The sequence below is a fragment of the Rummeliibacillus suwonensis genome (genome assembly GCF_007896435.1).
GTDB classification, from domain to species: Bacteria; Bacillota; Bacilli; order Bacillales_A; family Planococcaceae; genus Rummeliibacillus; species Rummeliibacillus suwonensis.
In genome coordinates, this window is sequence record NZ_VCBL01000001.1 from 1357322 (window position 1) to 1383854 (window position 26533).

The 26533-nt window shown below is 36.5% G+C and carries 26 protein-coding genes; 21 read left to right on the plus strand and 5 right to left on the minus strand.

Annotated elements, in window-relative coordinates:
* The first annotated feature begins 96 nt into the window (after positions 1–96).
* Entirely contained in the window at positions 97–1854 is a 1758-nt protein-coding gene (ade, locus tag FEU33_RS06330) for an adenine deaminase (RefSeq protein WP_146548564.1), read from the plus strand.
* Between the two features lie 126 nt (positions 1855–1980).
* Here the strand turns inward: ade and tatA are convergent, their stop codons facing one another.
* Positions 1981–2208, minus strand: a complete 228-nt coding sequence (gene tatA / locus FEU33_RS06335) for a twin-arginine translocase TatA/TatE family subunit (RefSeq protein ID WP_146548565.1) — start codon at positions 2206–2208, stop codon at positions 1981–1983.
* A gap of 183 nt (positions 2209–2391) precedes the next feature.
* Entirely contained in the window at positions 2392–3126 is a 735-nt protein-coding gene (gene tatC, locus FEU33_RS06340; RefSeq protein WP_146548566.1) for a twin-arginine translocase subunit TatC, read from the minus strand.
* Positions 3127–4440: 1314 nt separating this feature from the next.
* On the opposite strand from tatC, the gene FEU33_RS06345 reads away from it, so the two are divergent.
* The 11 genes from FEU33_RS06345 to hypE are packed head-to-tail and all read left to right on the plus strand — an operon-like array spanning position 4441 to position 14560.
* Positions 4441–5517, plus strand: coding sequence for a hydrogenase small subunit (locus tag FEU33_RS06345; RefSeq protein WP_146548567.1), 1077 nt, complete (start codon positions 4441–4443; stop codon positions 5515–5517).
* On the plus strand, positions 5517–7238 hold the full coding sequence (locus tag FEU33_RS06350) for a nickel-dependent hydrogenase large subunit (protein ID WP_146548568.1): 1722 nt from the start codon (positions 5517–5519) through the stop codon (positions 7236–7238). The genes FEU33_RS06345 and FEU33_RS06350 overlap by 1 nt, the downstream gene beginning before the upstream one ends.
* A 12-nt stretch (positions 7239–7250) precedes the next feature.
* Positions 7251–8045, plus strand: a complete 795-nt coding sequence (cybH, locus tag FEU33_RS06355) for a Ni/Fe-hydrogenase, b-type cytochrome subunit (RefSeq protein WP_146548569.1) — start codon at positions 7251–7253, stop codon at positions 8043–8045.
* Positions 8026–8514: a HyaD/HybD family hydrogenase maturation endopeptidase gene (locus FEU33_RS06360; RefSeq protein WP_146548570.1), complete on the plus strand. Its 489-nt coding sequence runs from the start codon at positions 8026–8028 to the stop codon at positions 8512–8514. Before cybH ends, FEU33_RS06360 begins: the two co-directional genes overlap by 20 nt.
* On the plus strand, positions 8511–8936 hold the full coding sequence (locus FEU33_RS06365) for a hypothetical protein (RefSeq protein ID WP_146548571.1): 426 nt from the start codon (positions 8511–8513) through the stop codon (positions 8934–8936). Before FEU33_RS06360 ends, FEU33_RS06365 begins: the two co-directional genes overlap by 4 nt.
* 13 nt (positions 8937–8949) lie before the next feature.
* A complete protein-coding gene (locus FEU33_RS06370; RefSeq protein WP_146548572.1) occupies positions 8950–9300 on the plus strand; it encodes a hydrogenase maturation nickel metallochaperone HypA/HybF in 351 nt (116 codons plus the stop codon).
* Positions 9300–9965: a hydrogenase nickel incorporation protein HypB gene (hypB, locus tag FEU33_RS06375; protein WP_376752485.1), complete on the plus strand. Its 666-nt coding sequence runs from the start codon at positions 9300–9302 to the stop codon at positions 9963–9965. The genes FEU33_RS06370 and hypB overlap by 1 nt, the downstream gene beginning before the upstream one ends.
* Positions 9950–12247: a carbamoyltransferase HypF gene (hypF, locus tag FEU33_RS06380; RefSeq protein WP_146548574.1), complete on the plus strand. Its 2298-nt coding sequence runs from the start codon at positions 9950–9952 to the stop codon at positions 12245–12247. The genes hypB and hypF overlap by 16 nt, the downstream gene beginning before the upstream one ends.
* Entirely contained in the window at positions 12238–12474 is a 237-nt protein-coding gene (locus FEU33_RS06385) for a HypC/HybG/HupF family hydrogenase formation chaperone (RefSeq protein ID WP_146548575.1), read from the plus strand. Before hypF ends, FEU33_RS06385 begins: the two co-directional genes overlap by 10 nt.
* Complete coding sequence (gene hypD, locus FEU33_RS06390) at positions 12446–13558, plus strand: hydrogenase formation protein HypD (RefSeq protein WP_146548576.1); 1113 nt, start codon at positions 12446–12448, stop codon at positions 13556–13558. Before FEU33_RS06385 ends, hypD begins: the two co-directional genes overlap by 29 nt.
* Positions 13559–14560, plus strand: a complete 1002-nt coding sequence (hypE, locus tag FEU33_RS06395) for a hydrogenase expression/formation protein HypE (RefSeq protein ID WP_146548577.1) — start codon at positions 13559–13561, stop codon at positions 14558–14560.
* 258 nt (positions 14561–14818) lie between these two features.
* Here hypE and FEU33_RS06400 read toward each other — a convergent pair whose 3' ends face one another.
* Positions 14819–15589, minus strand: coding sequence for a sporulation protein (locus tag FEU33_RS06400; RefSeq protein ID WP_146548578.1), 771 nt, complete (start codon positions 15587–15589; stop codon positions 14819–14821).
* A gap of 392 nt (positions 15590–15981) precedes the next feature.
* On the opposite strand from FEU33_RS06400, the gene FEU33_RS06405 reads away from it, so the two are divergent.
* Complete coding sequence (locus FEU33_RS06405; protein ID WP_146548579.1) at positions 15982–16560, plus strand: YitT family protein; 579 nt, start codon at positions 15982–15984, stop codon at positions 16558–16560.
* Between the two features lie 6 nt (positions 16561–16566).
* Here the strand turns inward: FEU33_RS06405 and FEU33_RS06410 are convergent, their stop codons facing one another.
* Positions 16567–17004, minus strand: a complete 438-nt coding sequence (locus tag FEU33_RS06410) for a Fur family transcriptional regulator (RefSeq protein WP_146548580.1) — start codon at positions 17002–17004, stop codon at positions 16567–16569.
* Between the two features lie 776 nt (positions 17005–17780).
* On the opposite strand from FEU33_RS06410, the gene FEU33_RS06415 reads away from it, so the two are divergent.
* The 5 genes from FEU33_RS06415 to FEU33_RS06435 all read left to right on the plus strand — a co-directional run bounded on the left by FEU33_RS06415 (position 17781) and on the right by FEU33_RS06435 (position 22515).
* The gene (locus FEU33_RS06415; protein ID WP_146549918.1) at positions 17781–18083 is read left to right on the plus strand and encodes a PadR family transcriptional regulator; all 303 of its coding nucleotides are present in this window, start codon (positions 17781–17783) and stop codon (positions 18081–18083) included.
* 21 nt (positions 18084–18104) lie between these two features.
* Entirely contained in the window at positions 18105–18872 is a 768-nt protein-coding gene (locus FEU33_RS06420; protein ID WP_146548581.1) for a DUF1129 family protein, read from the plus strand.
* 528 nt (positions 18873–19400) lie between these two features.
* The gene (locus tag FEU33_RS06425) at positions 19401–21530 is read left to right on the plus strand and encodes a type IA DNA topoisomerase (protein WP_146548582.1); all 2130 of its coding nucleotides are present in this window, start codon (positions 19401–19403) and stop codon (positions 21528–21530) included.
* 123 nt (positions 21531–21653) lie between these two features.
* Entirely contained in the window at positions 21654–21950 is a 297-nt protein-coding gene (locus tag FEU33_RS06430) for a hypothetical protein (RefSeq protein WP_146548583.1), read from the plus strand.
* A gap of 385 nt (positions 21951–22335) precedes the next feature.
* Positions 22336–22515, plus strand: coding sequence for a hypothetical protein (locus tag FEU33_RS06435; protein WP_146548584.1), 180 nt, complete (start codon positions 22336–22338; stop codon positions 22513–22515).
* A gap of 216 nt (positions 22516–22731) precedes the next feature.
* Here FEU33_RS06435 and FEU33_RS06440 read toward each other — a convergent pair whose 3' ends face one another.
* The gene (locus tag FEU33_RS06440; RefSeq protein ID WP_146548585.1) at positions 22732–23355 is read right to left on the minus strand and encodes a TetR/AcrR family transcriptional regulator; all 624 of its coding nucleotides are present in this window, start codon (positions 23353–23355) and stop codon (positions 22732–22734) included.
* 570 nt (positions 23356–23925) lie between these two features.
* On the opposite strand from FEU33_RS06440, the gene FEU33_RS06445 reads away from it, so the two are divergent.
* The 3 genes from FEU33_RS06445 to FEU33_RS06455 all read left to right on the plus strand — a co-directional run bounded on the left by FEU33_RS06445 (position 23926) and on the right by FEU33_RS06455 (position 26514).
* On the plus strand, positions 23926–24360 hold the full coding sequence (locus FEU33_RS06445; RefSeq protein ID WP_186731335.1) for an OsmC family protein: 435 nt from the start codon (positions 23926–23928) through the stop codon (positions 24358–24360).
* Between the two features lie 415 nt (positions 24361–24775).
* Positions 24776–25501 carry an ABC transporter ATP-binding protein gene (locus FEU33_RS06450; RefSeq protein ID WP_146548587.1) on the plus strand — a complete coding sequence of 242 codons (726 nt, stop codon included), beginning with the start codon at positions 24776–24778 and terminating at the stop codon, positions 25499–25501.
* Positions 25498–26514 (plus strand): ABC transporter permease, encoded by a 1017-nt coding sequence (locus FEU33_RS06455; protein WP_146548588.1) that lies wholly within the window; start codon positions 25498–25500, stop codon positions 26512–26514. The genes FEU33_RS06450 and FEU33_RS06455 overlap by 4 nt, the downstream gene beginning before the upstream one ends.
* Positions 26515–26533: the final 19 nt, after the last annotated feature.

Genomic DNA, 26533 nt, shown 5'->3' on the forward strand with positions numbered 1-26533 from the left:
TATGGAAATTAGTTGTTCAATTTCAGATAAAATTATTTTGGTAAAAGTTGGACGTTTGTGGTATAACATTAAAAAGTATATGGAGGGGACAACGGAATGAATGATAAAATTGAAAGAACACAAGAAAGAATTTTAAGTTCTCAACAGAAGAGGAAAGCCGACTTCATTTTGCGTAATGCACAAGTTGCAGATGTTTTTAATCTTCAATGGAAAAAAGCGGATATTGTTGTAACAGACGGAATAATTGTAGCCATAGATGATGAAGGGATTTTTGAAGCGACATATGAGGAAGATGCAAATGGAGGTTATGTCATTCCTGGTTTAATAGATGGGCATATTCATATCGAATCTTCTATGCTGCCACCCTCTGAATTTAGTAAAATCTTATTGCCACATGGGATTACGACAGTTATTACAGATCCACATGAGATTGCTAATGTGGCAGGGGCAGCAGGTATTCAATATATGTTGGAAGATGCACAAAGTGCGGAAATGGATATTTATGTGATGCTACCATCCAGTGTACCTGCCACTTCTTTTGAAAATGCAGGAGCAACATTGAACGCACAGGACTTAAAACCATTTTTATCACATCCAAATGTTCTGGGATTAGCAGAGGTTATGGATTTTCCAGCAGTCTTGAACGGTCAAAAAGATATGTTGCAAAAAATCATTCAAACAGAAACGACAAGAAATATCGTAGATGGTCATGGAGCCGGTTTAGACGCTTCTCAAATTCGTGGATATCGTGTTGCTGGCATTCAAACAGATCATGAATGCGTTACTGCGGAAGAAGCGGCTACAAGGATTCAACAGGGAATGTATGTGCTGATTCGCGAAGGCTCTGCTGCTAAGAACTTGCGGGATGTTTTGCCGGCAGTCAATTCTTCAAATGCGAGACGTTTTTTATTCTGTACAGATGATAAACATTTGGACGAGCTAATAGACGAAGGCAGTATTAATCACTCTATATCTTTAGCAATTGAAGAGGGAATGGAACCGCTTCAAGCGATTCAACTAGCAACATTAAATGCAGCAGAATGTTATCGATTGTATCAAAAAGGGGCTCTTGCTGAAGGCTATGTTGCCGACTTTCTCTTGCTAGCGGATTTAACCACATGTAAACCGCAAGCTGTTTGGAAAAATGGTAAAAAGGTTGCTGAGAATGGGGAAATATGTACAACTCGTAACGATTCTATCAAAGTCCCATCATTGATTTTAGAATCCGTCCATATTCCAAAACTATCCTTGCAAGATTTAGCCATCCCTTTTCAGAATGGGAACCTTGCCAACATTATTGAAATTGAGCCAAATCAGCTCATTACTCATAAAAAAGTGGCGAAGGTTGAAGTTGAAAATGGTGTATTTGTTCCTTCTGTAGAAGATGACTATTTAAAGCTTGCTGTCATTGAACGCCATCATCATTTAGGGAATATAGGACTTGGTATTGTACATGGATTTGGTTTAAAAAAGGGAGCAGTTGCGACAACGGTTGCACATGATTCCCATAATGCACTTGTGTGCGGAACAAATGATGCCGATATCTTGTTGGCGCTTGCTGAACTTCAAAAAATGCAAGGGGGTTATGTTATAGTAGCTGATGGTAAAGTACTAAGCGCTTTACCTCTTCCGATTGCAGGTCTAATGACAGATTTAAAAGCTGAAATAGCAGCAGAAAAGTTACATGACTTACATAAAGCTCTATTACGATTAAATCCGGAACTGAAATTCCACCTATTTTTAACCTTGTCATTTATTGCATTACCAGTTATACCTAGTATTAAATTAACGGATACAGGTTTATTTGATGTGACAAGCTTTAAGCATATTCCAATTGAAGTTATTTCAGAATAAAGATTTTTTAAATACAAAAAAGACAAATTCCAAAAGATAGGGAATTTGTCTTTTTAATTATTCTTCATCAATATACTTGGTAAATAGGTTAAGGTTTTACGAAAGCAAAATGTTTATAAATACAACTTATTTTTTGACAATTTCTTTGATATTTTCTTTTTCCTCTTTCACTTCTTTTTTCACTTGATCGATTTCATCTACTGTATCATCTGTCAGCTCTTTTGCCGATTTTTTAAACTCATTTAATGTTTGACCAACTGCTCTACCAATTTCAGGGAGCTTCTTAGGGCCAAATATAATTAAAGCTAGTACGAGAATAATAATTAATCCAGGTATCCCTATATTTGAAAACATATTAAAAACCTCCTAAAGTTATAATTTTATCCCGCATGAACAGGCAGTAGGAGAGATCCCCATATCTAGATCCAAGTAATAGTAGGAGGATAAGTAAAGAGATATACTGTCTGTAAAAGCCCGATTGGTTCAGCTAACACTCAGCGGGAGATGAAGAAAATCCCCATTGAGCGAAAGTTCGCTTTATGATACATCTTCAGTTGATGCTGCTTTCTTTTGCTTGCGCTTATAGACGATTTTAGATAATGAAATACTAATTTCATATAAAAGTAACAAAGGAATGGATACAACAAAATCAGACATAAATTCTGGTGGTGTAATGACAACCGCAATAACGATCAAAACAAAATAAGCATACTTTCGAACTTTAGCCATCACATAAGGGTTTATAATTCCTAATGACGTTAGGAACATCATAACAATTGGCAGTTCGAAAAGTACTCCAAAAGGCAAAGAAATATTAATGATAAATTTAAAATACCGATCTGCCGTAAAGGAAATATCCATTACCCCTTCTCCAAGATTCACCAAAAATCTCATCACAAGTGGAAAAATCACAAAATATCCAAATGCTAAACCTCCTATGAATAAAAGGAACAAAGCTGGAATATAGGATAAAGCTATTTTTTGTTCGTGTTTCTTTAACGCTGGCTTCACAAATAACCAAATTTCTAATGCTAAAACAGGAATGGTTAAAGCAATCGCGACAATGCAGGCAATCGTGAAATAAATCCAAATAATATCGCTTGGCCCTAACGCAAGTAATTTGGTATCTAAATATCTTGTGAAATACAGATAAAGATCCTTTACGAAAAAGAAAGAAGCGCTAAGAAAGATTAGAAAAGCAACAGCTGTAATAATAAGTCGTCTTCTTAATTCATCTAGATGTTCAAGTAAGTTCATTTCTTGATTTTCCAAGGAGTTACCCCCCTCACTAATGTTGGAAAGGTATAAGATATGGATTATATCGATTGTATATATTCCAACTTATGTCTTTTCGACAAGTCTGATAGCCTATTGAAAGAAGCTAATTAGGTAAATGTTCTAAATTCATATATTATTCTACCAAAGTTATAAATTAAACAATATGTCCATTTTGTTAACGTTTTTAAATAAAGCAAAGCGTCATCAAACCAAAAATAAACTTTATCTCGCTTTAACGGGCAGTAAGACCCCTACCTTTAGAGAGAAACGAGAAAGATAGATGGAGGATCAACTGCCGCATACGCCCGATTGGTTCGGGCCGACAAGATGTTGGTCCCTCAGGTGTTACCACAGGACGTGGCGCTTTTAACCTGAGTTCTCTATTTCAGTAGAAATTTCATTTGTAAATTGAATTGGATAGAAAGTCAACATCATTACTAAACAGTTAGTATATCACATGTGTTGATTTGACAAAAATTAGGAGCGTCTATTTGGCGTGATTTTTGAAAAACCCTGTATTTTTAGGACCATTTATATAGATTGGAGCGGAGGCTTGCTCGACTCCAGCGGGAAAAGCGAATAGATGAGACCCCGCAGCGTAGCGATTAAGGAACGGAGTCTAAGGGCGCCACGTCCTGTGGCAACGACTCCGTGACCAACATCCTGTTGCCCTCAGCATTCGCCCGCAGGAAAGCGAGCAAGTCGGAGCGGAAATCAATGACTCTCCCTATTTTTATGGATTAAATGGGATAATCAACACGCCTGTTAGTATATTAACAGTATTGTCGTTTCTACACAAACAGGAGAAATGATTAAAATATCTTAATTTTGGTTATTTGGCCATAAAAAGCAAGTGGGATAAATCGCAAACCCTCTTCCATACTAAGGTGAGCTCGTATCAAGTAGACAAGGTGTAACAAAAGTCACAGTAAGTATTGCGATATTTTGCTACTATGAAAATGAATGTTGGTGTTGTTAAATTTGAATATTGGTGTTCAACGAAAATAGGCATAAAACCCTTGCTTTAAGGGGGATTGAAACCCGTGGGCCCACACTTTAAGTAATAAAACAGGATAAGTGGGAAGATCAACTACTGGAAAAATCTTGGTATTTAACTAACACAATGGGGAATGTAGAGGATTCCATAATGTGCCGTTTCACTTAATCTAGTGTTTTGTCACTATAAATACGGGCATTGTAGTGAAAATACCAATAGTAGTTTTTGGCATACCAGCTCTTTCATATAAAATGATTTGAAATTTTGCTTTAATTTGTAAGCGCTTTTTGAATAAGGGAGGCTTCGATAAAATGAAGAAACAGAAGACAATTTATGAATCGGCGCTAGATCAAGGAATTTCCAGACGAGATTTTTTAAAAATGTGTACGGCATTAGCTGCAACGATGGGGCTTGATTTTAGTCAAACAGACAATGTTGTAGAAGCAATGGAAACGAAAAAACGGGTGCCAGTATTATGGTTACAACTGCAGGATTGCACAGGATGTTCAGAGTCATTTATCAGATCTACTCATCCTAAAATAGAAAGTGTTATATTTGACATGATTTCACTTGAATATACAGAAGTATTATCAGCAGCTTCAGGTGTACAAGTAGAATCTAATCTAGAAACTGTTATTAAAAAGTATAAAGGTGAATATATTTTAGCAGTTGAAGGAAGTGTTCCTGACAATGCGGGCTATTTAATGGTTGGTGGTAAAAGTGCCAAGGATACATTTATCCGTGCAGCAGAAAATGCTAAAGCCGTCATTTCTTATGGCAGCTGCGCATCTTGGGGAGGAATTCCTGCAGCCTATCCAAACCCAACTAAAGCAAAACCAATTACAAAACTTGTGAAAAATACGCCCGTTATTTTGGTTCCCGGTTGTCCACCAATTGCCGAAGTAATGACAGGGGTAATTGCCCATATTATCACATTTGGGGAAATACCAGAGTTAGATGTAGCTGGAAGACCCAAAGCATTTTATCGCCATCGTATACATGATAAATGTAATCGACGTGCCTATTTTGATGCCGGTCTATTTGTAGAATCGTTTGATGATGAAGGGGCGAAACAAGGATATTGTTTATATAAAGTAGGTTGTAAAGGACCTACAACGTACAATTCATGTGCAGAAATGCGTTGGAATGGTGGCACAAGTTATCCAATCCAATCAGGAAATCCATGTATCGGATGTTCAGAAAGCAATTTCTGGGATAATGGACCATTCTTCACAAGACGTGCAAAAGTACCAGGAACGCAAATAACGATTAATCCTGACAAGGTCGGAGTTGCAGTATTAGGTGCTACGGCAGCGGGTGTTGCTATTCATGGGGCTGCGACTGTCGCAAAGAAAAAGCATGATGAAAAAATCCGAGGTGAAGAATAATGACAGAACGTATTGTAGTTGATCCAGTCACTAGAATCGAAGGTCATTTACGTGTTGAAGCTGATATTGACGATCGTGGTGTTATTAAAGATGCCTTCAGTTCAGGGACAGCTGTTAGGGGAATTGAAGTAATTGTGAAAGAACGTGATCCTCGTGATGTATGGGCTTTTGTGCAACGAATTTGTGGTGTATGTACGTCTACACATGCTTTAGCATCCATTCGTTCAGTTGAAGATGCTCTAGATATTAAAATTCCAGAAAACGCTCATTTAATTCGTAACATTATGAATGCTGCAGTATTTCTTCATGACCATGTTGTACATTTTTATCACTTGCATGCTCTAGACTGGGTAGATGTAGTGAGTGCATTAGATGCGGATCCTAAAGAGACTTCCAAAATTGCTCAATCTATTTCAGATTGGTCAAACTCTTCTCCAGGTTACTTTAAAGAAGTTCAAAATAAAGTTAAGAAACTAGTAGATAGTGGCCAACTTGGTATTTTTGCCAATGGTTATTGGGGACATGAGGCATATAAACTTCCTGCAGAAGTTAATCTAATGGCGGTTGCCCATTATTTAGAAGCACTTGATTGGCAAAAAGAGATCGTGAAGGTTCAAACGATTCTTGGAGGGAAAAATCCACATCCCCATTATGTAGTTGGTGGGATGGCAACACCTCTAGATATCAACAGTGATAATGGGATTCATGCGGAAAGACTTGGACATATTTCACAATTGATTGACCAAGCCAATACATTTATCAATCAGGTGTATATCCCAGACTTATTAGCTATCGGTTCTTACTATAAGGATTGGACATATGGTGGTGGTCTTAACAATTATTTGAGCTACGGTGATTTTGCACCAAAAGATCATTATGATATCGATAGTTACCGTATGCCACGCGGTGTTATTCTGAATGGTGATTTAAGTAAGGTCCATGATATCGACTTAAAAGATCCAACACAAGTTCAAGAATTTATCGATCATTCATGGTACGAATATAAGGGTAAAACGCAGGATGGAGGCTTACATCCATTTGATGGAGAAACCAACCTACATTATACAGGTCCTGAAGCGCCTTATAAACATTTAGATACAGATCAAGCATATAGCTGGATCAAATCACCACGATATAAAGGACAACCAATGGAAACAGGTCCGCTTGCACGAATCATGATTAGCTATGCATTGGGTCGTAAAGATGTTAAAACACTTGTGGATGACACACTTGCAAAATTAAAAATACCTTTGTCTGCTTTGCAATCTGCATTAGGAAGAACTATTGCAAGAGGATTAGAATCTGTTTTAATCGCAAAATGGATGCGTGAAGATATGGATCAATTATTAGCGAATATCAAAAATGGCAACCAAGTCACTTTTAACGCATCAAAATGGGAGCCTGAAACATGGAAAAAAAGTGCTAAAGGTGTCGGCTGGATCGAAGCACCACGTGGCGCGTTAGGACATTGGATCGTTATTGAAGACGGTAAAACAAAAGATTATCAAGCGGTTGTTCCAACTACTTGGAATGCATCACCAAGAGATAAAAAGGGAAATATTGGTGCGTATGAAGCATCTTTAAAAGGTACGCCTGTTGCTGACAAAAAACAACCGCTAGAAATTATTCGGATCATCCATTCATTTGACCCTTGTTTAGCATGTGCGGTTCACTTAACAGATTTAGAATCGGATACGCAAACAGAAATTCGTATTGGATAGGAGGAGTGACATATGGCAAATCCATATCATTTAGACGAAAGTAGCGAGTCGGCCTTTAAAAACGAATACCCTCCAAAAATAGAAAAAGTAAATAATGAAACTGTAAAAATTTATGTGTGGGAATTACCAGTAAGAATATTTCACTGGGTGAATGCCGCAGCTATTTTTGCTCTTATGATTACAGGAATTTATATTGGAAATCCATTTTTTGATTCAATGATACAAGGAGAAGCATCAGGGTTTATCATGGGATGGGTTAGATATATCCATTTCTTTTCTGCTTTCATCTTTACAGCGAATTTACTGGTTCGATTATATTGGACATTTGCTGGCAATAAGTATGCATCGTCTAATCTATTTCGCAAAATTTTCTGGAAGGATACATGGGAAAGCGTCAAGTTTTACTTGTTTTTAAAAAATAAAAAGCCACATTTTGTTGGACATAATCCATTAGCACAATTAAGTTATTGGGTTGTTATCGGTGTCGGTTCTATCATTATGATTCTTACGGGATATTACCTATATACAGAGCCACAACCAGAATCTTTCTTAGGCAAACTATTTCAATGGGTACCAGTGATATTTGGTGATAGTTTTGACATTCGATCATGGCATCATCTAGTCGCATGGGCATTTATGGCCTTTGTTGTTGCGCATATCTATTTATCCATCCGTGAAGATTATTTATCAAAGAATGGTACAATGAGTTCGATTTTTACGGGATATAAAACAGAATCAAAAGATTCCATTGAAGACATAAAGGATGAAAGCATGCCAGGAGAAAAAAATGACAAATACTATATGTAAGAAAATTACAATATTAGGTATAGGAAATACGTTGTATACAGATGAAGGGTTAGGCGTATATGCTTTATCTCCATTGGAAGAGTTGTATGGTAGTGATGATCAGGTAGAATTGGTATATGGTGCGACAGATGGCATGAGTCTTCTAGGTGTGGTGGAAGATACGGATTATTTAATGGTCCTTGATGCGATCAATGCTGGTAAAGAGGGAGGGCATATTATTCAATTACAAGGCGAGGAGATTCCCACCTATTATGGGGTTAAAATGTCTATCCATCAATTGGGATTTCAAGAAGTTCTCCTCGCTGCGAAATTGAGGGAACGTTATCCAAAGCATGTTATGATGATTGGCATGCAGCCCACTTCCTTAGAACTTGGTGTTGGTCTTACGACAACCAATCAGTCTCAATTACCAGCTCTTGTGCAATTAGTCGAGAAACAAATCAACAAATGGAAGAATGAAATCATATGAATCGATTAGAATTTCTGAAAGAAATAAAGAAAAGTCTTGTTGAAACGGTTCAATATGCTTGTGCTCCAATTATGGAGGATAAGATTGAGAAATGGAATCACTCACTTGATGTATTGTCCCAATTGCAATGGTGGCATGTGGCAAATCGGGTGAGCGAAACCAATAAAATCGAAGAAAAGTATATTGATCGCCAAACGATCATACTCGTTCATGACAATAAAAAATTATATGCTTATGACGGGCTTTGTCCTTCTTGTAAAAACTTATTAACGATAGTTCAAATTGATTCAACATGCAAATGCATGTATTGCGAAAAGGAATATTCTCTTGCAAGCCATGAAAAAAACGGCTTGCAGGAGTTTCCTCTAAAAAGAGCTGAAGACGGTTATTATGTTGGCTTAAGAAAAAGAAAGTCTGTTTGAAATAGGTGATGAAATGCATGAAATGGCCCTTATGGGAGATATACTGGACATTATTATGAAAGATGCAGAGAGTAAAGGGATTAAACAATTTAGTAGAATTGATTTGATCGTCGGTGAGTTGAGCAATGCTATGCCAGATGCATTGACAATGGCATTTGAAATATATAAAGAACAGAATGCACAACTGTTTACAAAAGATGCTAGTCTTCATATTCAATTTGAAGAAGCCATATCAGAATGTATTTTTTGTAAGACAGTTTACAAACCGGATTTCAAAATTTCTATCTGCCCATCGTGTCATATGCCATCTGGCAAATTAATCTCAGGTGAAACATTTCAAGTTTTATCCTATGAAGGGGAGTAATGAATTTGGAAGTAAAATTAAATACGAATGTATTAACCAATAATAATGTAGCTGCGGATTATAATAGAGACTTATTTCATAAGACGAAAACACTTGTTATTAATGTAATGAGTTCACCAGGTGCAGGAAAAACGACTTTATTAGAAGAAACCATCAAAAAACTATCCAAGCAATATCGCATTGGTGTTATTGAAGGAGATTTGGCTACTGAAAAAGATGCGGATCGTATTCGTCAACTAGGAGCAAAAGCAGTACAAATCAATACCCATGGCGGCTGTCATCTTGATGCACGAATGGTTGTTGCCACACTGCCTGAGTTCGATTTTGAAGAAATAGATATACTCTTTATCGAAAATGTTGGGAATTTGGTATGTCCATCTGGATATGATCTTGGTCAAAATCATAAAGTAGCTGTTTTAAGCGTGCCAGAAGGAAATGATAAGATTCCAAAATACCCACAAATGTTTATGCGTACGGAATTGGTTCTTTTAAATAAGGTAGATCTACTGCCATATTTAGATTTCGATGTGGAAACGGCAAAAGAAGACTTAAAAGGTATTAACCCTGAATCCACGCTACTACCATTGTCAGCAAAAACACAGGAAGGTATGGATAGCTGGTATTCTTGGATTGACGAGGCCTATCAAGCATGCTTGAAACAGTAAAAGTTTCGATTGTTGGAAGAGTTCAAGGAGTAGGATTCCGTCCTTTTGTTTTTCAACTTGCACAACAATACGGCTTAAAAGGTACAGTGCAAAATAATATGGATGGTGTAGAAGCATTTATCGAAGGAAAAGCAACTGATGTTCAACTTTTTTTACAAAGTGTAAGAGAGAAAACACCAAGATTAGCTAGAATTGATCAAATGACGATACAAAGAGAAGCGTTTATCGGATATAAGGAATTTTCGATTATTAAAAGTAGACGGGAAGGTACATCTCAGCTTGTTATTCCTGTGGATGCTGGTGTATGCGATGAATGTTTGGCAGAAATAAATGATCCTTATAATCATCGTTACCATTATCCTTTTACTACATGTACGCAATGTGGTCCCCGTTATACGATTATTGATGAACTTCCTTATGACCGTCCCTATACATCCATGTCTGATTTTGAACTATGCCCAAATTGTGAGCAGGAATATCATAATCCGTTAGACCGGAGACATCATGCACAGCCAATCGCTTGCCCAGAATGTGGTCCACACGTCACATTAATAAGTCATGATGGCAACATTGTAGCGGAACGTGACGAAGCATTAGAGATGACCGGAAAATTGCTTATTGAAGGTAAAATCATGGCGGTGAAAGGTATTGGCGGCTTTCATTTATGTTGCGATGCCCATAATGATCAAGCAGTTTCTTTATTGAGAAGGCGAAAAAATCGTCCTCATCGTCCATTGGCTGTCATGAGTTTTTCAATTGAAGATGTAAAGCGTTTTGCAAAAGTTTCATCTAAAGAAGAAGAATTGTTGAGAAGTGCAGAAGCCCCCATCGTTGTTTTACAAAAACGAAAGGAATATCATTTAGCCGAAAAAGTGGCGCCCGATATGAAGACAATCGGGGTTATGCTTCCTTATTCTCCTTTACATTATCTTTTGTTAAAAGAAGCAGGCAAGAAGACACTTGTCATGACAAGCGCCAATGTTTCCGGTTTGCCAATTGTGTATAAAAACGAAGACTGTCATCCGTATATAGGAGAAATAGCTGATTTTTATTTGCTGCATGATCGTGAAATATTACATCCTGTTGATGACTCTGTTGTTCAAATCGTTCAAGGTAAAACGGATTTTTTCAGAAAATCTCGTGGCTATGTACCAGATGCCTTATATAGCAAGATGAATATGGATGGCATTGTAGCATTTGGCGGACAACAAAAAACAACGTTTGCTTTAGGGAGAAATCATCAAATTTTTATAGGTCCACATATTGGTGATTTGGATAACCTTTCTACGATTCATCACTATAGAAAAGAATTGCAGCATTTGTTGAAATGGATTCAACCACATCAACGAATAGGCGTTGTTGATTATCATCCAAACTATCAAACGCGTGAATTAGCAAAAGAGTTTTCGTTTGATGAAGTAATGGAAGTTCAACATCATCATGCACATATGGCGGCTTGTATGGCAGATAATGACATGGAAGAACAGACATTTGCCATCATTTTGGATGGAACAGGTTATGGTTTGGACGGGAACTTATGGGGATTTGAAATATTTTATGGGGATTGCAGGCAGTTTCAGCGCTTGGCCCATTTAAAATATACAGCTTTACCAGGTGGTGAGGTCTGTATTCGTGAACCATGGCGCAATGCTTGTGGTATGCTTTTAACATTATTAGGTGATGAAGGATTTAAACTATGCGAGCAGCTTTTTCCTTCGCATAAAGAAGCAATACCTGTTTTTCGTGCAATGATTGAAAAGGGATTGAACACAGTTTATGCAGGAACTTGCGGCAGATTGTTCGACGCCGTAAGCAGCATGATCGGTATTTGTGAAAAATCTACTTATGACGGTGAAGCAGCCATTCGTCTGTCAGAACTAGCTCAGTTTGATCAACAAATAGGATCTTATCACTATGAAATTCAAGAGAATCAACAAAAATTAGTATTTGATTTTAGTAGAATGCTACTTGAAATAGTGCAAGATGTTCGTAACGGGAAAACAGTAGAAAAAATGAGTACAGCCTTCCATGAAACGATTGTACAGGCTTTAGTTGAAGGGATGAACCGTTTGCGGGACAATTTCCCACAATATAGTAAAAAGATCGTTTTATCAGGTGGTAGCTGCCATAATCGTTATTTAAAAGAACGATTGACGGCATGCTTAACAGCAGCAGGATTTGAAGTTTATAGTCATAAGCATATTCCATGCAATGATGGTGGCTTATCATATGGACAATTAATGGTTGCAGCAGCAAAAAGGGAGGAAAAACCATGTGTGTAGGAGTACCAGCAAAAATAATTGAAAAACATGAATATAGTGCTGTAGTAGATGTAATGGGATCACAAACAAATGTAGGGATTATTTTTGTACCAGAAGTTGAACTTGGTGATTATGTGATCGTCCATGCAGGACAGGCTATTTCGATTATCAACGAACAATATGCAAAAGAAAGTGTTGTTGAATGGAGGAAGATGGTTGATGCGCGAAATTCTGAACCAATCTTCTAATCCGGAAATTATTAAACCCATGCTAGAACTGGTCATGGAGAAAGCAGAAATGTTCAAACAACGTTTTCATAGAAAACCTGTTTTTATGGAAGTATGCGGTTCACACACACATGCATTAGCAAAATCAGGTATTAAACAAGCATTGAAAGAATATGTACGCCTTATCTCTGGGCCTGGCTGTCCTGTTTGCGTAACAGATCAGCGCTCCATTGATTCGATGATTGAATTATCACAAGGAGAAAATCGGATTATTTGTACGTTTGGGGATATGATGCGTGTACCAGGTTCGAAATATTCCTTGATGGAAGAAAGAACAAAAGGAAAAGATGTGCGCGTATTATATGCACCAACTGATGCCATTAAAATTGCGGAAGACAATCCTGAACAGGAAATTATTTTCCTTGGCATCGGATTTGAAACCACTATCCCTATTTTGGCTTTATTGATGCAAGAAGCAGAAAAAAAACAGTTAACAAACTTCTCCATTTGGATGACCACAAAGCTCGTTCGTCCAGTATTAGAATATTTACTACAATCAGGAGAAGTAGCTTTAGATGGTTTTCTTTTGCCAGGACATGTATCCATCGTTTTAGGGGAAGAAAACTATAGCTTTTTAGTGGATGATTATCATATCTCTGGAGTGATTGCCGGCTTTGAACCAGCTGAACTGCTAAGTAGTGTTCAAAAGCTTGTACAGTTAGCCTATGATGGGGAAGCAAAGATTATAAACGATTATCCATCTGTTGTGACAAAAAAGGGAAATAGTGCCGCTCGCAATCTAATGGCTCGATATTTTGAAGAATGCGACGAGGCGTGGCGTGGTATAGGTACGATCGCTAAAAGCGGTTTGGATATTAAACCGGCGTATCGTCAATTCAATGCAAAACTCAAGTTTAATATTAAACAACAAGAACCAAGAAAAACAAAATGCCGTTGTGGTGAGATTATTGTTGGGAAAATCGATCCAGAGGAATGTCCTTTATTTGGTAAAGCGTGTACACCTCGCAAACCGATTGGTCCTTGCATGGTATCAGATGAAGGTAGCTGTTCAGCAGCCTATCTATTTATGAGGGGGCTTGGCTAAATGTCACAAACGATTAATTTGGCACATGGCGATGGTGGTGAATTGACCCATCAGTTAATACAAGATGTTTTTGTGAAAGCCTTTGGGAACAACGAAGAATCTAAATTTGATGCGGCCATTATTCCAGTGCAACAAGGTAAAATAGCTGTCACAACGGATTCTTTTGTTGTAAAACCACTATTCTTCCCAGGCGGTTCGATTGGAAAACTTGCCATATCAGGAACAGTCAATGATTTAGCCGTAAGTGGAGCAAAACCTTTGTATTTAACTTGTGGTTTTGTCATTGAAGAAGGTTTTGCATTAAAAGATTTAAAAACGATTGTACAAGATATGGCAGACGAAGCGAAAAAGGCAGGCGTGTTACTCGTTGCAGGCGATACAAAGGTAGTAGAACGCGGTGGTTGCGATGGTTTGTTTATCAATACAACAGGGATCGGCGTATTGACGAAAGAAACAGAAACAGTTCCTTCTTTTGAAGTTGGTGATGATGTGATTATCTCAGGAACATTAGGAGATCATGGAATTGCGATACTGACATCTAGAGGAGATTTAGGCATAAAAAGTGCTGTGGAAAGTGACTGTGCGGCATTAAATACAATGCTTGAAAAGGCTACCGCTGTTTCGAAACAAGTACGTATTATGCGTGATCCAACGAGGGGTGGTCTAACAACGACACTTGTTGAAATCGCAGAGGATTTTGGTGTAACGATTACATTAGAAGAAAATGCGATCCCGATTAAAGATGGAGTACGTGGTGCTTGTGATCTTCTAGGCTACGATCCGCTCTATTTGGCGAATGAAGGAAAAGCAATTATTGTCGTGGCACATGATGATGGAGATAAAGTACTAGAAGCCATTCGTCAGTTGCCAGAAGGACAAGATGCTGAATGTATCGGAAAAGTAACAGATACATCAAAGGGTCAATTGTTAATCGAAACGCCTCTTGGGGTAAAAAGAGCATTGCATCGTTTATCGGGTGTCATGCTACCTCGTATTTGCTAGGCTTTTAGGATGAAGCGACAAAATCCATTTTGTTCAGCTAAAAAGCATACAAGATGGATTTTATCCTATATTAACAGGCAATAAGATTCTTACCTCAAGACACCAGTAAATTTTTATGCTGATTATTTCGAATCTGTATATGAAAAAATGAGGGTTAACCTAATAATATTATGGTTAACTCTCATCTTATTTTTAAAAGAATCATATTATTTAATAACAGGTGTGTCGATTAGGAAAAAATGAAAGCAAAGTTATAAATTACGCGAATTTAGAAATTAATTGGTGTAGTGTTCCATGAAGATTTGGAATATCTGACTGGTTTACTGAAAATTTAACATGAGATTCATCGAATTCAAATGCTTCAGCTAACACCCCACCTAAGCCGCGCGCTTTACGATCTACTTGCAACATTCCTTCCACACAGTCGGGAGTTTGAGAGGTGAAAATAATTTCGATTTCATCTAGTCTTCCACGGAAACTACCGCTTGTTGGGATGAACTCAAATTCCTGTACAAAAGGATAGTGAGATTGTAAGTGATAAGGGGCTTGCTCACATTCAACTTCGCGGAGTCTGAAGCCGAGATTTGAAATCTCTTCTAGTATGTCTGCCACCAAAGCAGAAGGTTGTACCTCAATATAATCTTCATCTTTTGGATCAATAGCATTTGGAATATCTACATTTGTTTTAATCCAAACTTGTGACCTTCCGATTGTCACAGGTGTATCAATCGGTAATGTAAATGAAAATGGAATGTTTTTTTCTTCATCTGCTTGAATCGTTAAAGGTTTTGTGACTTGAACTTTTTCAATAACAGCTTTTTTCATAAACTCTGTGTCATTAATTTCACCCTTATACGTTGTGTAAAGGGTCAAATAGATAGTATCAATTTGTTGTTCTACGTTCCCTCCACTTATTTGTACCTCACCTTGGATAGTGTCTCCACCCGTATAAACTGAACTCTCCAATTTTGTTTCAACGGTTGCAGATCCAATCCCTATACTCGCTAAAGCTTTATGTAATATTGACATCATATATCCTCCCTTAATTGATTTCTATAATTATACGAATTATTTATAAAAAGAGTTTCAAAGTTGTCTATATTTTTTAAGAATGAAGAAATATTTCTATCAGATGTGTTGAATCCTCCAATTTAACCGGATGAAGAAAACGCGTATATATTTTCGAGGACTCGAGCAAGCCACAGCGAAGATTTATATAGATTGAAGTTTCGCAATGAGGCGTTTTTTTCACATATGGAGAGTCAACGGTTTGTAAAAATCTGATTGGTTCAACTGACACACAGAGGTGGATGAAAAAACTTTTACTGAGCAGTTATGGTTGGTCTTCTAAAGCAGTCAATCATTTTTAGCCAAAATCTATCATAGCATAAATACATGCTTGAGCTTTTGAGGAGGCTAATATGTTTTTCTTTAAAAAAGGCTTAGTGATCATCATCGGTAGTGTTTTTTTAGCCACTGGCATTAATGTATTTTTAGCACCTAACAAAATTCTTGATGGGGGATTCATCGGGGTATCTTTAATATTCAATTACCTTTTTAAGCTCAAAATAGGATTGACGATTTTAGTTTTAAGTGTACCAATATTTTGGATTGCTTGGTTCAAAAATAGAACATATTTTTACAACAGTTTGCATGGGCTAATGATTTCCTCTTTTTTGATCGACTTGTTTAAACCTTTACGTTTTCTTATAGATATGAATGCTATGTTTAGTTCATTTATTGGCGGGTTTTTGGTCGGTTTAGGGACAGGCTTGATGCTGCGATTTGAGATAAGCACAAGTGGGACGGATCTACTTGCACTTTTTTTAAGCAAAAAAATAGGGATTAATGTAGGTATTATCATTTTTGCTATTGATTCTGTCGTGATAACGATGGGGGGATTATTGATATCTGGTCATACATTTATGCTGTCAATTATTACGATAACAGCTGTTGGGATTACTACTAGCCTTATTACAGGAAAATGGTTACATACGTAAAATAAGCTAGTAGTGATCAGAACGGCTACATTTCTCGCAAACGCCAAAAAGTATCAACTCATGCGCATAGACTTGATGCTTGGTAATTTGGCTTGCAATGCTTTCAATATCAATCAAATTTGGATAATGAAAATCCGTAGCTTGGTGGCATCGAGTACAAATTACATGATAATGTGATTGTAAATTACCATCATATCTTGTTAAGGTAGGCATAATAGAGATTTTACGAATCAATTGTTTTTCTAGCAATAATTCAAGCTCTCTGTTTACGATATCGATCGTTAATGACGGAAATTTTGTGCGCAATGCATCAAAAACATCCTTAGCCATAGGATGGTTCGTATTATTTTGTAAGTACTTTACAATAGCGACTCGTTGATCGGTAATTTCTAAATGTGACGCTTCTAAAATTTGTTCTACTTGATCTATTTTTGAAATGTACAATCATATTCCTCCTCATATATAAATCATCATTTGGTTTTACTGTATCAACTTTCTATTAAGATCTTTTTACAGTGTTATTAATATATTCTATAACATCTGTAATTATTTCATAAAAGTGACAAATAGTATGAAAATATTTTTTCCTTTTTATGAGTGAATCAATTTCATAAATTCTTTTCTTCTTAAAAAATACGAACATTTAATAATAACTAATTTTGATAGTTGTGAAGCGGAAGACGGCGACTCCTCGAAAATGCATGCATTTTCTTCGTGCGGTGTTAGTTCAGGAAGTTTATTCAAAGTCCTACGGGAAAAGCTTGAGCTGAAAGCCCCGCAGGAACAATTTAAGGGACAAAGCCTAAGTCCGCCACGTCCTGTGGCAACGGCTTCGGGGTCAACATCGTGTCGACCCGAGGAGATTGAGGCCAAGCCCGTGGAAAGCGCCGTCTGGAGCAGAACAAAATTTCTAAATATCAATGCTTATATCGATGTAAAACGTTCGTATTTTTTATCTAAATTTTTCATTATGAAATTGATTCGAGTTGATTTTATAAATGATTTTTTATCATAATGATTTGCCTCCCTTTTTTTATTCATTTTATAGCTTGTAGTATTTATTAGCGCAATTTGTAAATATTTAATTTTGAAAAAGATTATTTAATTATATATCTTGTATTGCAAGATAATGATTGGTATTATGTAGTTAATACCTTGTAATACAAGATAAAGGACATTATAGGAATAAGAAGGTGAATATTGTTTTGTCTAGCACACAGATGTTAAAGGGAATTATAGATGGCTGCATCCTTGCTATTATCCAAGAAAAAGAAATCTATGGATATGAACTTGCAGAAAAACTCGAACAGTACGGCTTTGATTCTTTTAGTGAAGGGACCATTTATCCACTTCTCATTCGTATGCAGAAGGAAGAATTAGTAACCTCAACTTTAAAAAAATCAACAGCTGGTCCCAAACGAAAGTATTATTCACTTACCCAAAAGGGAAAGAACGAGTTACAACAATTTATGGTTAGATGGGACAAACTTCAAAACTCCGTCAATCATGTTTTATACAAATAATCATATGAAAGGAGAACACCAATGGAGACTATGAAACGAGCTTTATCAAAGGAAAGTCAATCATTTTTAGAAAACTTGCGACTTTATTTAATTTCTAATGGTAAAGATGATGAGGAAATTAATGCCATTGTAGAAGAATTAGAAGATCATTTAATGGAGGCAGAATCTAGAGGAAAAACAGTTGATGATATTATAGGAAGATCCCCTAAACAATATATGAAACAGTTATCTGATGAGATGGTAACAAATAAAAGAGAATGGTTTAAACATATTTTGATGATTATAGTTGGTTTTACCGCTTTTTCTATTTTGACAGATGCTATTAATGGGCATATTTCTTATTCTACAATGGAAATAACTGGATCTATTATAATTTGTCTAGTTTCTATCTTTTCAATAAGAAAGGCTTTTCAATATGTCTCTACTACTAACTTTTTATCAATAAAGAAGGAATTTACACTTTATACTATAATTGGATTATTACCAATCATTTTATTTATAGGATTGACTTATCTAGATCGGCTTGTTAAAACACCCATTTTTTATTTTAGTGATATGGGAACGATTATAATTGTGGTATTATCCATTGGCATTTTGATAGGAATGTCATTATGGGCAAAAACATGGGTGGTTTTCATAATGTTAGCGTTACTTATAATACCAGATTTTATAATAGATCATATCGATGTTCAACCAGGTATAAAGTTAGTATTGTCAACGTTGATCACTTTTGGCGGTATTACGATCTATTTGATGTTTAATCATAAAAAGATGCAAAAACAAGTTTGATGATAAGATCATTATCAGGAGTATTTTTATCTCTATCGCTTTTCAGGTGTATTGATTAGGAAAAAATAGTCGATAAGTTTTACATAATTCTAAAAAACAGATATTTTTATCTTTATTTATGAGATTGGAGCGAAGACTTGCTCGAGCCCTCGAAAATGTATGCACATTTCCTTTGTGCGGTGTGGATTCAGGAAGTCCATTCAATGTCCCGAGGGATAAGCGAACAGTTGAGATCCCGCAGTGAAGCGATTTAAGGAACGGAATCTAAGAACGCCACGTCCTGTGGCAATGATTCCGTGACCAACATCCTGTTGCCCTCAACGATTGCCCATAGGAGAGCGGGTATGCCGTAGCGGAAATCGGCGGGTACACTATATTTTTAAGGGGAATTGGATAATCAACATGCTTGGTCGTTTTTATCTTTGTGTGAAATTTATTAATTTTATTACAAAACTTAATGGCTTATTGACTTAAAAAAATCGGGCGAGATCAATGCTAGAAATATTTTAAATGGAAGGTCGTGACCCAATGGGACGTGTTGTAATACTTGCTGAAAAACCTTCGCAAGCAAAGGCATATGCGGACGCATTTAAAGTGGCGAAGAAAACAAAAAACTATATAGAATTGCAGCCATCTGCTACATTTCCTCAAGGGGCAACAATCACTTGGGGAATCGGTCACTTAGTGGAACTAAAACAACCTGCAGATTACAAACCGGAATGGAAAAGATGGTCACTCGCTCAGTTACCAATGATTCCTGAAAAATACGAGTTTCGCGTATCAAAAGGAAAGTGGGATCAATTTCAAGAAGTAAAACGACTTTTTAGAGAAGCGGATATCCTCATTAATGCATGTGACGTCGATCGTGAAGGTTCTAATATCTTTTATTCCATTTTACGGCAAACAGGTGTACGTAATAAACCAATCCAACGATTGTGGATCAACTCTCTAGAAATTGATGAAATTCGAAAGGGATTCGCCCATTTAAGAGACAACCGCAAAGATTTACTCTTATATCGTGAAGCACAAACAAGGCAAATCAGTGATTGGCTAGTGGGTATGAATGCAAGTAGACTTTATACAATGCTTCTAAAAGCAAAAGGATTGCAGGAAACGATGTCAATTGGGCGTGTACAATCTCCAACCGTTTATATGATTTATAAACGTCAAATGGAAATCGAAAACTTTAAGCCATCCAATTTCTATGAGTTAACGGGGGATTTCTTATCTGAGAAGGGACCTTATAAAGGAAAGGCCGCTGTTAAAAAGGATAAACGAGAAGAAGCAGAAGCCATTTTAATGCAAGCGAATATCAAAGAAAATGAGTCCCTGCCTGGTACAATAAAAGAAATCAAGAAGGTTAAAAAATCTGTAAAACCGCCAAAGCTTCATTCATTATCTACTTTACAGGCGAAAGCCAATAAAATATGGAAATACAGCCCTGCAAAGGTATTAGAAATTGTCCAATCTCTCTATGAAAAGAAACTTGTATCCTATCCACGTTCAGACTGTCAATGGATCACAGAAGCAGAATTTGATTATTTGGTCAAGCAGGTTCCTAATTATCAGAGTGTCATTGGACAGTCATTTGAAGTAGCAAATAATCGTCCACAAAAACGGTATGTAGATTCTTCAAAGGTAGAAGAGCACTATGCCATCATCCCAACTAAAAGTATACCATCTGAACAGAAAATAGTGGGATTGCCACCAATGGAACGAAACATTTACATGGAAATCGTGCGCAACACAATCGCTATGTTTCATCGAGACTACCAATATGAAGAAACGATCATTCTAACAGATGTAAAAGGTATTGAGTTTAAAACGATTGGTAAAGTGGAGCTTGATAAAGGTTTTCAAGAGCTATGGCCTATGTCGACTAAAAAGAAAAAAGATGAAGAACCATTATTACCAGCTGTTACAAAACAAGAAATAGTAGAAGCTAGGATTCACATCCATGAAGGAACCACTCAGCCTCCAAAACCATATACGGAGGGACAACTTGTTCAGATGATGAAAACCTGTGGGAAATTGATAGAAGACGAGGGAGAAAGTGATATTTTAAAAGAGGTAGAAGGACTTGGGACAGAAGCAACGCGTGCAGGTATCATTGAAACCATTAAAAAACATGGCTACATAGAAGTAGCTAAAAACATTGTGACGATTACAGACAAAGGAAGAGTTCTTTGTGAAACCATCGAAGGTTCTCTATTATCAAGTCCTTCTATGACAGCAAAATGGGAAACTTATCTTCGTAAAATAGGGAATGGCAACGGCTCACAAGAAGCCTTTTTAGGAAGTATTTCCAAATTTCTTCATCATTTAATTGAAGTAACACCAGCAAAAGTAGCAGGTACAAATATACAAGCTGCATTAACAACAGCACAATCCAAAGAACCAGTTGTAGCATGTCCAATTTGCCATCAAGGAAAAATGGTTGATCGAAAATCGTTTTATGGCTGTTCAAATTATAAAGCAGGCTGTAAATTTACAGTTTCAAAAACGATTGCTGGTAAAAAATTGTCGCCTAATCAGGTAAAAGATCTTTGTCAAAACGGCATTACAAAAGAAATGAAAGGGTTCAAATCCAAAAAAGGAACTAGTTTTTCCGCAAAACTAAAATTAGATCAAGGGAAAATTGTTTTTGAATTTCAATAGATGGATCTCTATGTTTCCAATGTTTTGTCCTCATTAAAATGGAAGAATGTATAGTGAAAGATTATGGTGGAAACTTTACTCGGCATGGCTTTTTTGTCATTCAATAGGGTGTTATTGTGCCAATTGAAGTCTCGTATCTTCTGCGTTTATCCCGCTTTAACGGGCAGTAAGACCCCCACCTCAAGATTTAGAGAGACGAGAAAGATAGATGGGGGATCAACTGCCCATAAAAGCCCGATTGGTTCAGGCCAACAAGATGTTGGTCACTCAGGTGTTGCCATAGGACGTGGCGCTTTTAACCTGAGTTCCTCTGTTTCAGTGAAGGATGAAGAAAACCCCCCACTGATGGAAGCTTCACTTTATTTGTGTTTGTGGAGATTTTACTGCGCGTTCAAGCGAAATGAGTGGACATTTGGATAATTTTATGAGATAATATTATCTATGCTGATTAGCTAGTTTAGTGAAAATTGGCATTCTGCTATTTGTTTTTGATCATACTTATTCACACTGGCGTGGCTAAAGGGTCACAAGGACGCAAAAGAAGGTAGGGTTTGCGTTGCTTAGGTTAGAAGGCTTTCCAGTGGAATTTTACCGCGGCAAGAAAGTGTGGTACTTTCTCGTACTATTTCCCGGATAATCGGGTTGAAAATAATAGACTTTTATAAATTAGCTAATAAATTTAATCCAAGGGGTATGCTCTATATAGGTAGAGTATGCCCCTTGTCCAATTTGTGGAGTAGTTACATAAAAACTTCTATGTATAGAATTGATGAATTTGGGAATTCTATAGTTGGAGGTGAGCTTGATGGCGAAGAAAAAGAAAAATAAGAGCCATACAGATCGTGAAGAATATGGTGCAGGCTACGATTTAAGTCCGGATGATCTAGAGGTCATTGGTCAAAATAATGCAGCAAAAGCAAACAATAATCATGAAAATAAAGGGAAACCTGCAAATAAGGAAAACCCGTCAAAACTCAATCAATAACCTGAATGATTAAGGCATCACAGGTGATACATGAATAAAATGTATTCTCTGTGATGCTTTTATTCTTGTATAGATCAAGAGTTCAACATAATAAGATCCTCTATAATTGTAAAAATACATATGCGTAAAATCGAAAATCAGTTCATTATCTATTTTTATGGATAAATTGAGATGATTAATATGTCTGCAATCCTCTATTTAAATGGCTTTATATCCTTACTTCATATTTCCTGTTTGAGAACGAATCATTTTAATAATATTCATCTGAACAATGCCCATTTCTTCTGGCGTTTCTTTTGCGTCATTAGACAGCCATTCTTCAATCAATCCGAAAATAGCTGAAGCTGAAAATGAAAGAAAGTAGCTTTGAAATTTCTTTACTTCTTCATTTGCAAAATTTTGAACGCTCTCTTTTGGAATATGTGGCAGGAGCTTTTTCAAAATCGTTTCTTTATATATTGATTTTACCTTTATGGCAAAAGACGGGTCACCAGTGGGACCAAGCAATACTTTGAAGGCATGAACTTCTTTGCGAAAGTACGTGAACATTTGAATGATCGGCGGGTAAGGTTGCCCGTTTTCGATAAAACCTAACCCTTCCAATGGTTCAACATCTTTCAAACAATTTTTCATACCAGCAAGCAGTCTTTCTTGTATTTGTTCCATTAAGTCGAATTTATCCGTATAGTGTAGATAAAACGTTCCACGATTTAATCCTGTCTCATTCGTTAAGGCTCTGACTGTAACGCCTTGAATTCCATGAACAGCCATTATTTTGATAAAAGCATTTTCTAATTTTTGCTTTGTTTCTGAGTTCATTTGTTCATGAATTTTTCCCATTAAACCATGATCCTACCTTTCTCTCAACATTTTAAAAAGCCTATTTATATTTTATTAAAACGGAGTCATCTAGGTATTTTCAGACACATATTTTTTTAACAGAGGGATCAATGATTAGATAGGTTCTGGTGTCATGCTGGCATCGCATTGTAGAAAAAAGCTGATTAACTTCACTTAGTAGAGTTAATCAGCAAAAATAAATGAAGAAAGCCAATTGATGAAACTTATACAAGAACATCATACCACAGTGGGTATATATTGTCGCTTTGTTTGGCTGTTTCTTGATGTGCAATGAAAACAAGATTAGTGCAATTCGCTATTAATGTCACATAATAGAGTGTTTATTAATTAAAATGATCGGAGTACAAAGCGCTATGAATTCAGTCGACCGATTCAGGCTATTTTTCAATAGTAGCAAAATCTTTACATACCCCTATAGGTATGATAATATTGACCAAGTTGAGTTATAGAAAAGTACTAAATAAGGGTCGCACCTTAAATGTTGGAAATCATCCTATGCTCTGCTTGGATAATAAAATGTATAGAATTTTTAATGGAGGAATGTTAGATATGGATAATGTTAAAACTAAAGTGAAAGCTGTATGGAATGGAGGAATCATGGGAACGGGTTCTTTAAAAGGCGAGAATGTCGACACTCAAATTGCTATTTCCAAATCTTCAGGTGGAAATGGCAATGGTGCAGAACCGCAAGAGTTACTTGTTTGTTCCGCAACAACTTGTTATATAGAAACGCTTACTTACATGTTAGAAAGTAGAAAACTACCTGTAGTTGAATTAATGATCAATTCTGAAGCAACTGTATCAGAGGATGGATTTCATATCATACACTATCCTAAAATTATTTTAGACACTAATGCAACAGAAGAACTCATCCAATCTACTTATAGAGTTATAGAAGGAGCGGATAGAGGATGTAAAGTTGGAAATCTATTAAGAAAAGCAGGAATTGTCATTAATATTGAAGGAAAAGTTACAATACAATAACTCTATATTCATTTATAACTGGTAGATACAATTGTTGATTGGGGCGTTAATCTTAAAAGATTGGCGCTTTTTTATATGGAATATTTATTACTATTTTTAATTGATATTTTCATCCATAGATAAATGTGGATTTTGTAATTAAATTGGCAACGCAGTCAATTAGCGGAACAGGATTATTTGCTGAGGTAGTCTCCCAAAAAGTCTCCCACTTTGAGCATTAATCATGCAGTACGTTGAATGAGGTATTATTTAAGCCGTATTGATAAAGCCATATATTTATTGTCCTAATGATAACGTTGAAGCGTAATGCAAAACGTTCAACACTTTTTTCAACACTGTTTATTGAGTTCAACTTTTTGAACGATTACACTATATTATATAGTCAACACAGTGTTTAGTGAAGGGATTGATGATAATGGCTGTTTCCGTTGAGATTTCTCATGTTCAAAAACAATTTCGTAAACATATTGTTTTACAGGATATTAGTTTAACAGTTGAAAAAGGAAAAATTTTTGGGATGATTGGTCCCTCTGGTTGTGGGAAAACGACTTTAATCAAAGTAATGGTTGGGATGTTAAAAGCAGATCAAGGTCAAGTAACAGTGTTAGGCAAGCCAGTTCCACAATTTGATTTAATCGAGAAAATAGGCTATATGGCACAATCTGATGCTCTTTATACAGATTTAACTGGCAATGAAAATCTACAATTTTTCGCTAAATTATATCACTTATCTAAAAAGCAAAGAGCTGAAAAAATTGCCTATGCTGCAGAAGTTGTCCAATTAAAAGATGACTTAAAACGAAAAGTGCAAGATTATTCTGGTGGTATGAAACGGCGTTTATCTCTTGCGATTGCGTTGATTCAAAATCCAGAAATCCTCATTTTAGATGAGCCTACCGTTGGGATTGACCCTGCATTGAAAAAAATGATATGGATGGAATTGGAGCGACTTCGGGATAAAGAACAAAAAACCATTTTTATCACCACTCATGTCATGGATGAAGCAGAAAAATGTGATGAACTTGCGTTAATGCGTGAGGGGAAAATTCTTACACAAGGCACACCAAAGAAATTGAAGACAGCCTTTGATGCAGACAATTTTGATGATGTATTTTTGAAGGCAGGAGGGTATCAAGCATGAGATTTTTCGCATTAGTGACACGCATTATGCAGCAAATGTTTCGTGATAAAAGAGCGATGGCATTATTGTTTTTAGCACCATTACTTGTTTTAACATTGATGTATTTCATTTTTCATTCAGATGAAGTTGACACCACTTTAGGGGTTGTCGGACTCGATGAAAAAGTTGTCACGCTGATTGAACATGGTGATATTAACGTTAAGAAATATGATCATTTATCTCAACAACAGGCGCTTGATGATAAATTAGATGGTTGGCTAAAGGTGGAAAATGGCAAAGTTTTGTTAACACTGCAAAACGATCAGCCAAGTCGCGCAAAAGCACTTCAATTAAAATTAAAGCAAGCATTATCCGGTCAACAACAAGCAGCTATGCAAATTTCTGTAGATTATGTTTATGGGGATGAGGATACAGCCTTATTTGATGTTATAAGTCCCATTCTAGTTAGTTTCTTTGTCTTTTTCTTTGTCTTTTTAATCGCAGGGATTGCCTTATTAAAAGAGCGTACTACAGGGACACTGGAGAGGTTATTATCGACACCGATTAGACGTTTCGAAGTGGTGTTTGGTTATGTGGTCGGCTACGGAATTTTCGCCATTATTCAAACTTTATTAGTGATTTTTTATGCGGTGAAGGTGTTAGATGTTGTGCTTGTGGGATCAATTTGGCATGTGCTGATCATTAATATATGCTTAGCCTTTGTCGCATTATCTCTTGGTATCTTGCTATCAAGCTTTGCGTCGTCTGAGTTTCAAATGGTGCAATTCATCCCATTAGTCATTATCCCGCAAATCTTTTTTACCGGTATCTTCCCTATGGATGGAATGGCAGATTGGCTTGTAAATATAGGAAAAATCATGCCCCTTTACTACGCATCTGATGCAATGACGGGTATCATGTACAAAGGCTATCAATTGAATGAGATCGTCTCTGATCTAGGAGTATTATTGGGTTTTGCTTGTGTCTTCATTGTTTTTAATATTTTGTCGCTGAAAAAATATCGAACACTTTAAAAACAAACGGATTGCCTTT

Excerpts from the sequence above, each read along its gene's own strand:
- ade (WP_146548564.1), top strand. The coding sequence starts at position 97 with ATGAATGATAAAATTGAAAGAACACAAGAAAGAATTTTAAGTTCTCAA.
- tatA (WP_146548565.1), bottom strand. The coding sequence starts at position 2,208 with ATGTTTTCAAATATAGGGATACCTGGATTAATTATTATTCTCGTACTA.
- FEU33_RS06345 (WP_146548567.1), top strand. The coding sequence starts at position 4,441 with ATGAAGAAACAGAAGACAATTTATGAATCGGCGCTAGATCAAGGAATT.
- FEU33_RS06350 (WP_146548568.1), top strand. The coding sequence starts at position 5,517 with ATGACAGAACGTATTGTAGTTGATCCAGTCACTAGAATCGAAGGTCAT.
- cybH (WP_146548569.1), top strand. The coding sequence starts at position 7,251 with ATGGCAAATCCATATCATTTAGACGAAAGTAGCGAGTCGGCCTTTAAA.
- FEU33_RS06360 (WP_146548570.1), top strand. The coding sequence starts at position 8,026 with ATGACAAATACTATATGTAAGAAAATTACAATATTAGGTATAGGAAAT.
- FEU33_RS06365 (WP_146548571.1), top strand. The coding sequence starts at position 8,511 with ATGAATCGATTAGAATTTCTGAAAGAAATAAAGAAAAGTCTTGTTGAA.
- FEU33_RS06370 (WP_146548572.1), top strand. The coding sequence starts at position 8,950 with ATGCATGAAATGGCCCTTATGGGAGATATACTGGACATTATTATGAAA.
- hypB (WP_376752485.1), top strand. The coding sequence starts at position 9,300 with ATGAATTTGGAAGTAAAATTAAATACGAATGTATTAACCAATAATAAT.
- hypF (WP_146548574.1), top strand. The coding sequence starts at position 9,950 with ATGCTTGAAACAGTAAAAGTTTCGATTGTTGGAAGAGTTCAAGGAGTA.
- FEU33_RS06385 (WP_146548575.1), top strand. The coding sequence starts at position 12,238 with ATGTGTGTAGGAGTACCAGCAAAAATAATTGAAAAACATGAATATAGT.
- hypD (WP_146548576.1), top strand. The coding sequence starts at position 12,446 with ATGCGCGAAATTCTGAACCAATCTTCTAATCCGGAAATTATTAAACCC.
- hypE (WP_146548577.1), top strand. The coding sequence starts at position 13,559 with ATGTCACAAACGATTAATTTGGCACATGGCGATGGTGGTGAATTGACC.
- FEU33_RS06400 (WP_146548578.1), bottom strand. The coding sequence starts at position 15,589 with ATGTCAATATTACATAAAGCTTTAGCGAGTATAGGGATTGGATCTGCA.
- FEU33_RS06405 (WP_146548579.1), top strand. The coding sequence starts at position 15,982 with ATGTTTTTCTTTAAAAAAGGCTTAGTGATCATCATCGGTAGTGTTTTT.
- FEU33_RS06415 (WP_146549918.1), top strand. The coding sequence starts at position 17,781 with ATGTTAAAGGGAATTATAGATGGCTGCATCCTTGCTATTATCCAAGAA.
- FEU33_RS06420 (WP_146548581.1), top strand. The coding sequence starts at position 18,105 with ATGGAGACTATGAAACGAGCTTTATCAAAGGAAAGTCAATCATTTTTA.
- FEU33_RS06425 (WP_146548582.1), top strand. The coding sequence starts at position 19,401 with ATGGGACGTGTTGTAATACTTGCTGAAAAACCTTCGCAAGCAAAGGCA.
- FEU33_RS06435 (WP_146548584.1), top strand. The coding sequence starts at position 22,336 with ATGGCGAAGAAAAAGAAAAATAAGAGCCATACAGATCGTGAAGAATAT.
- FEU33_RS06440 (WP_146548585.1), bottom strand. The coding sequence starts at position 23,355 with ATGGGAAAAATTCATGAACAAATGAACTCAGAAACAAAGCAAAAATTA.
- FEU33_RS06445 (WP_186731335.1), top strand. The coding sequence starts at position 23,926 with ATGGATAATGTTAAAACTAAAGTGAAAGCTGTATGGAATGGAGGAATC.
- FEU33_RS06450 (WP_146548587.1), top strand. The coding sequence starts at position 24,776 with ATGGCTGTTTCCGTTGAGATTTCTCATGTTCAAAAACAATTTCGTAAA.
- FEU33_RS06455 (WP_146548588.1), top strand. The coding sequence starts at position 25,498 with ATGAGATTTTTCGCATTAGTGACACGCATTATGCAGCAAATGTTTCGT.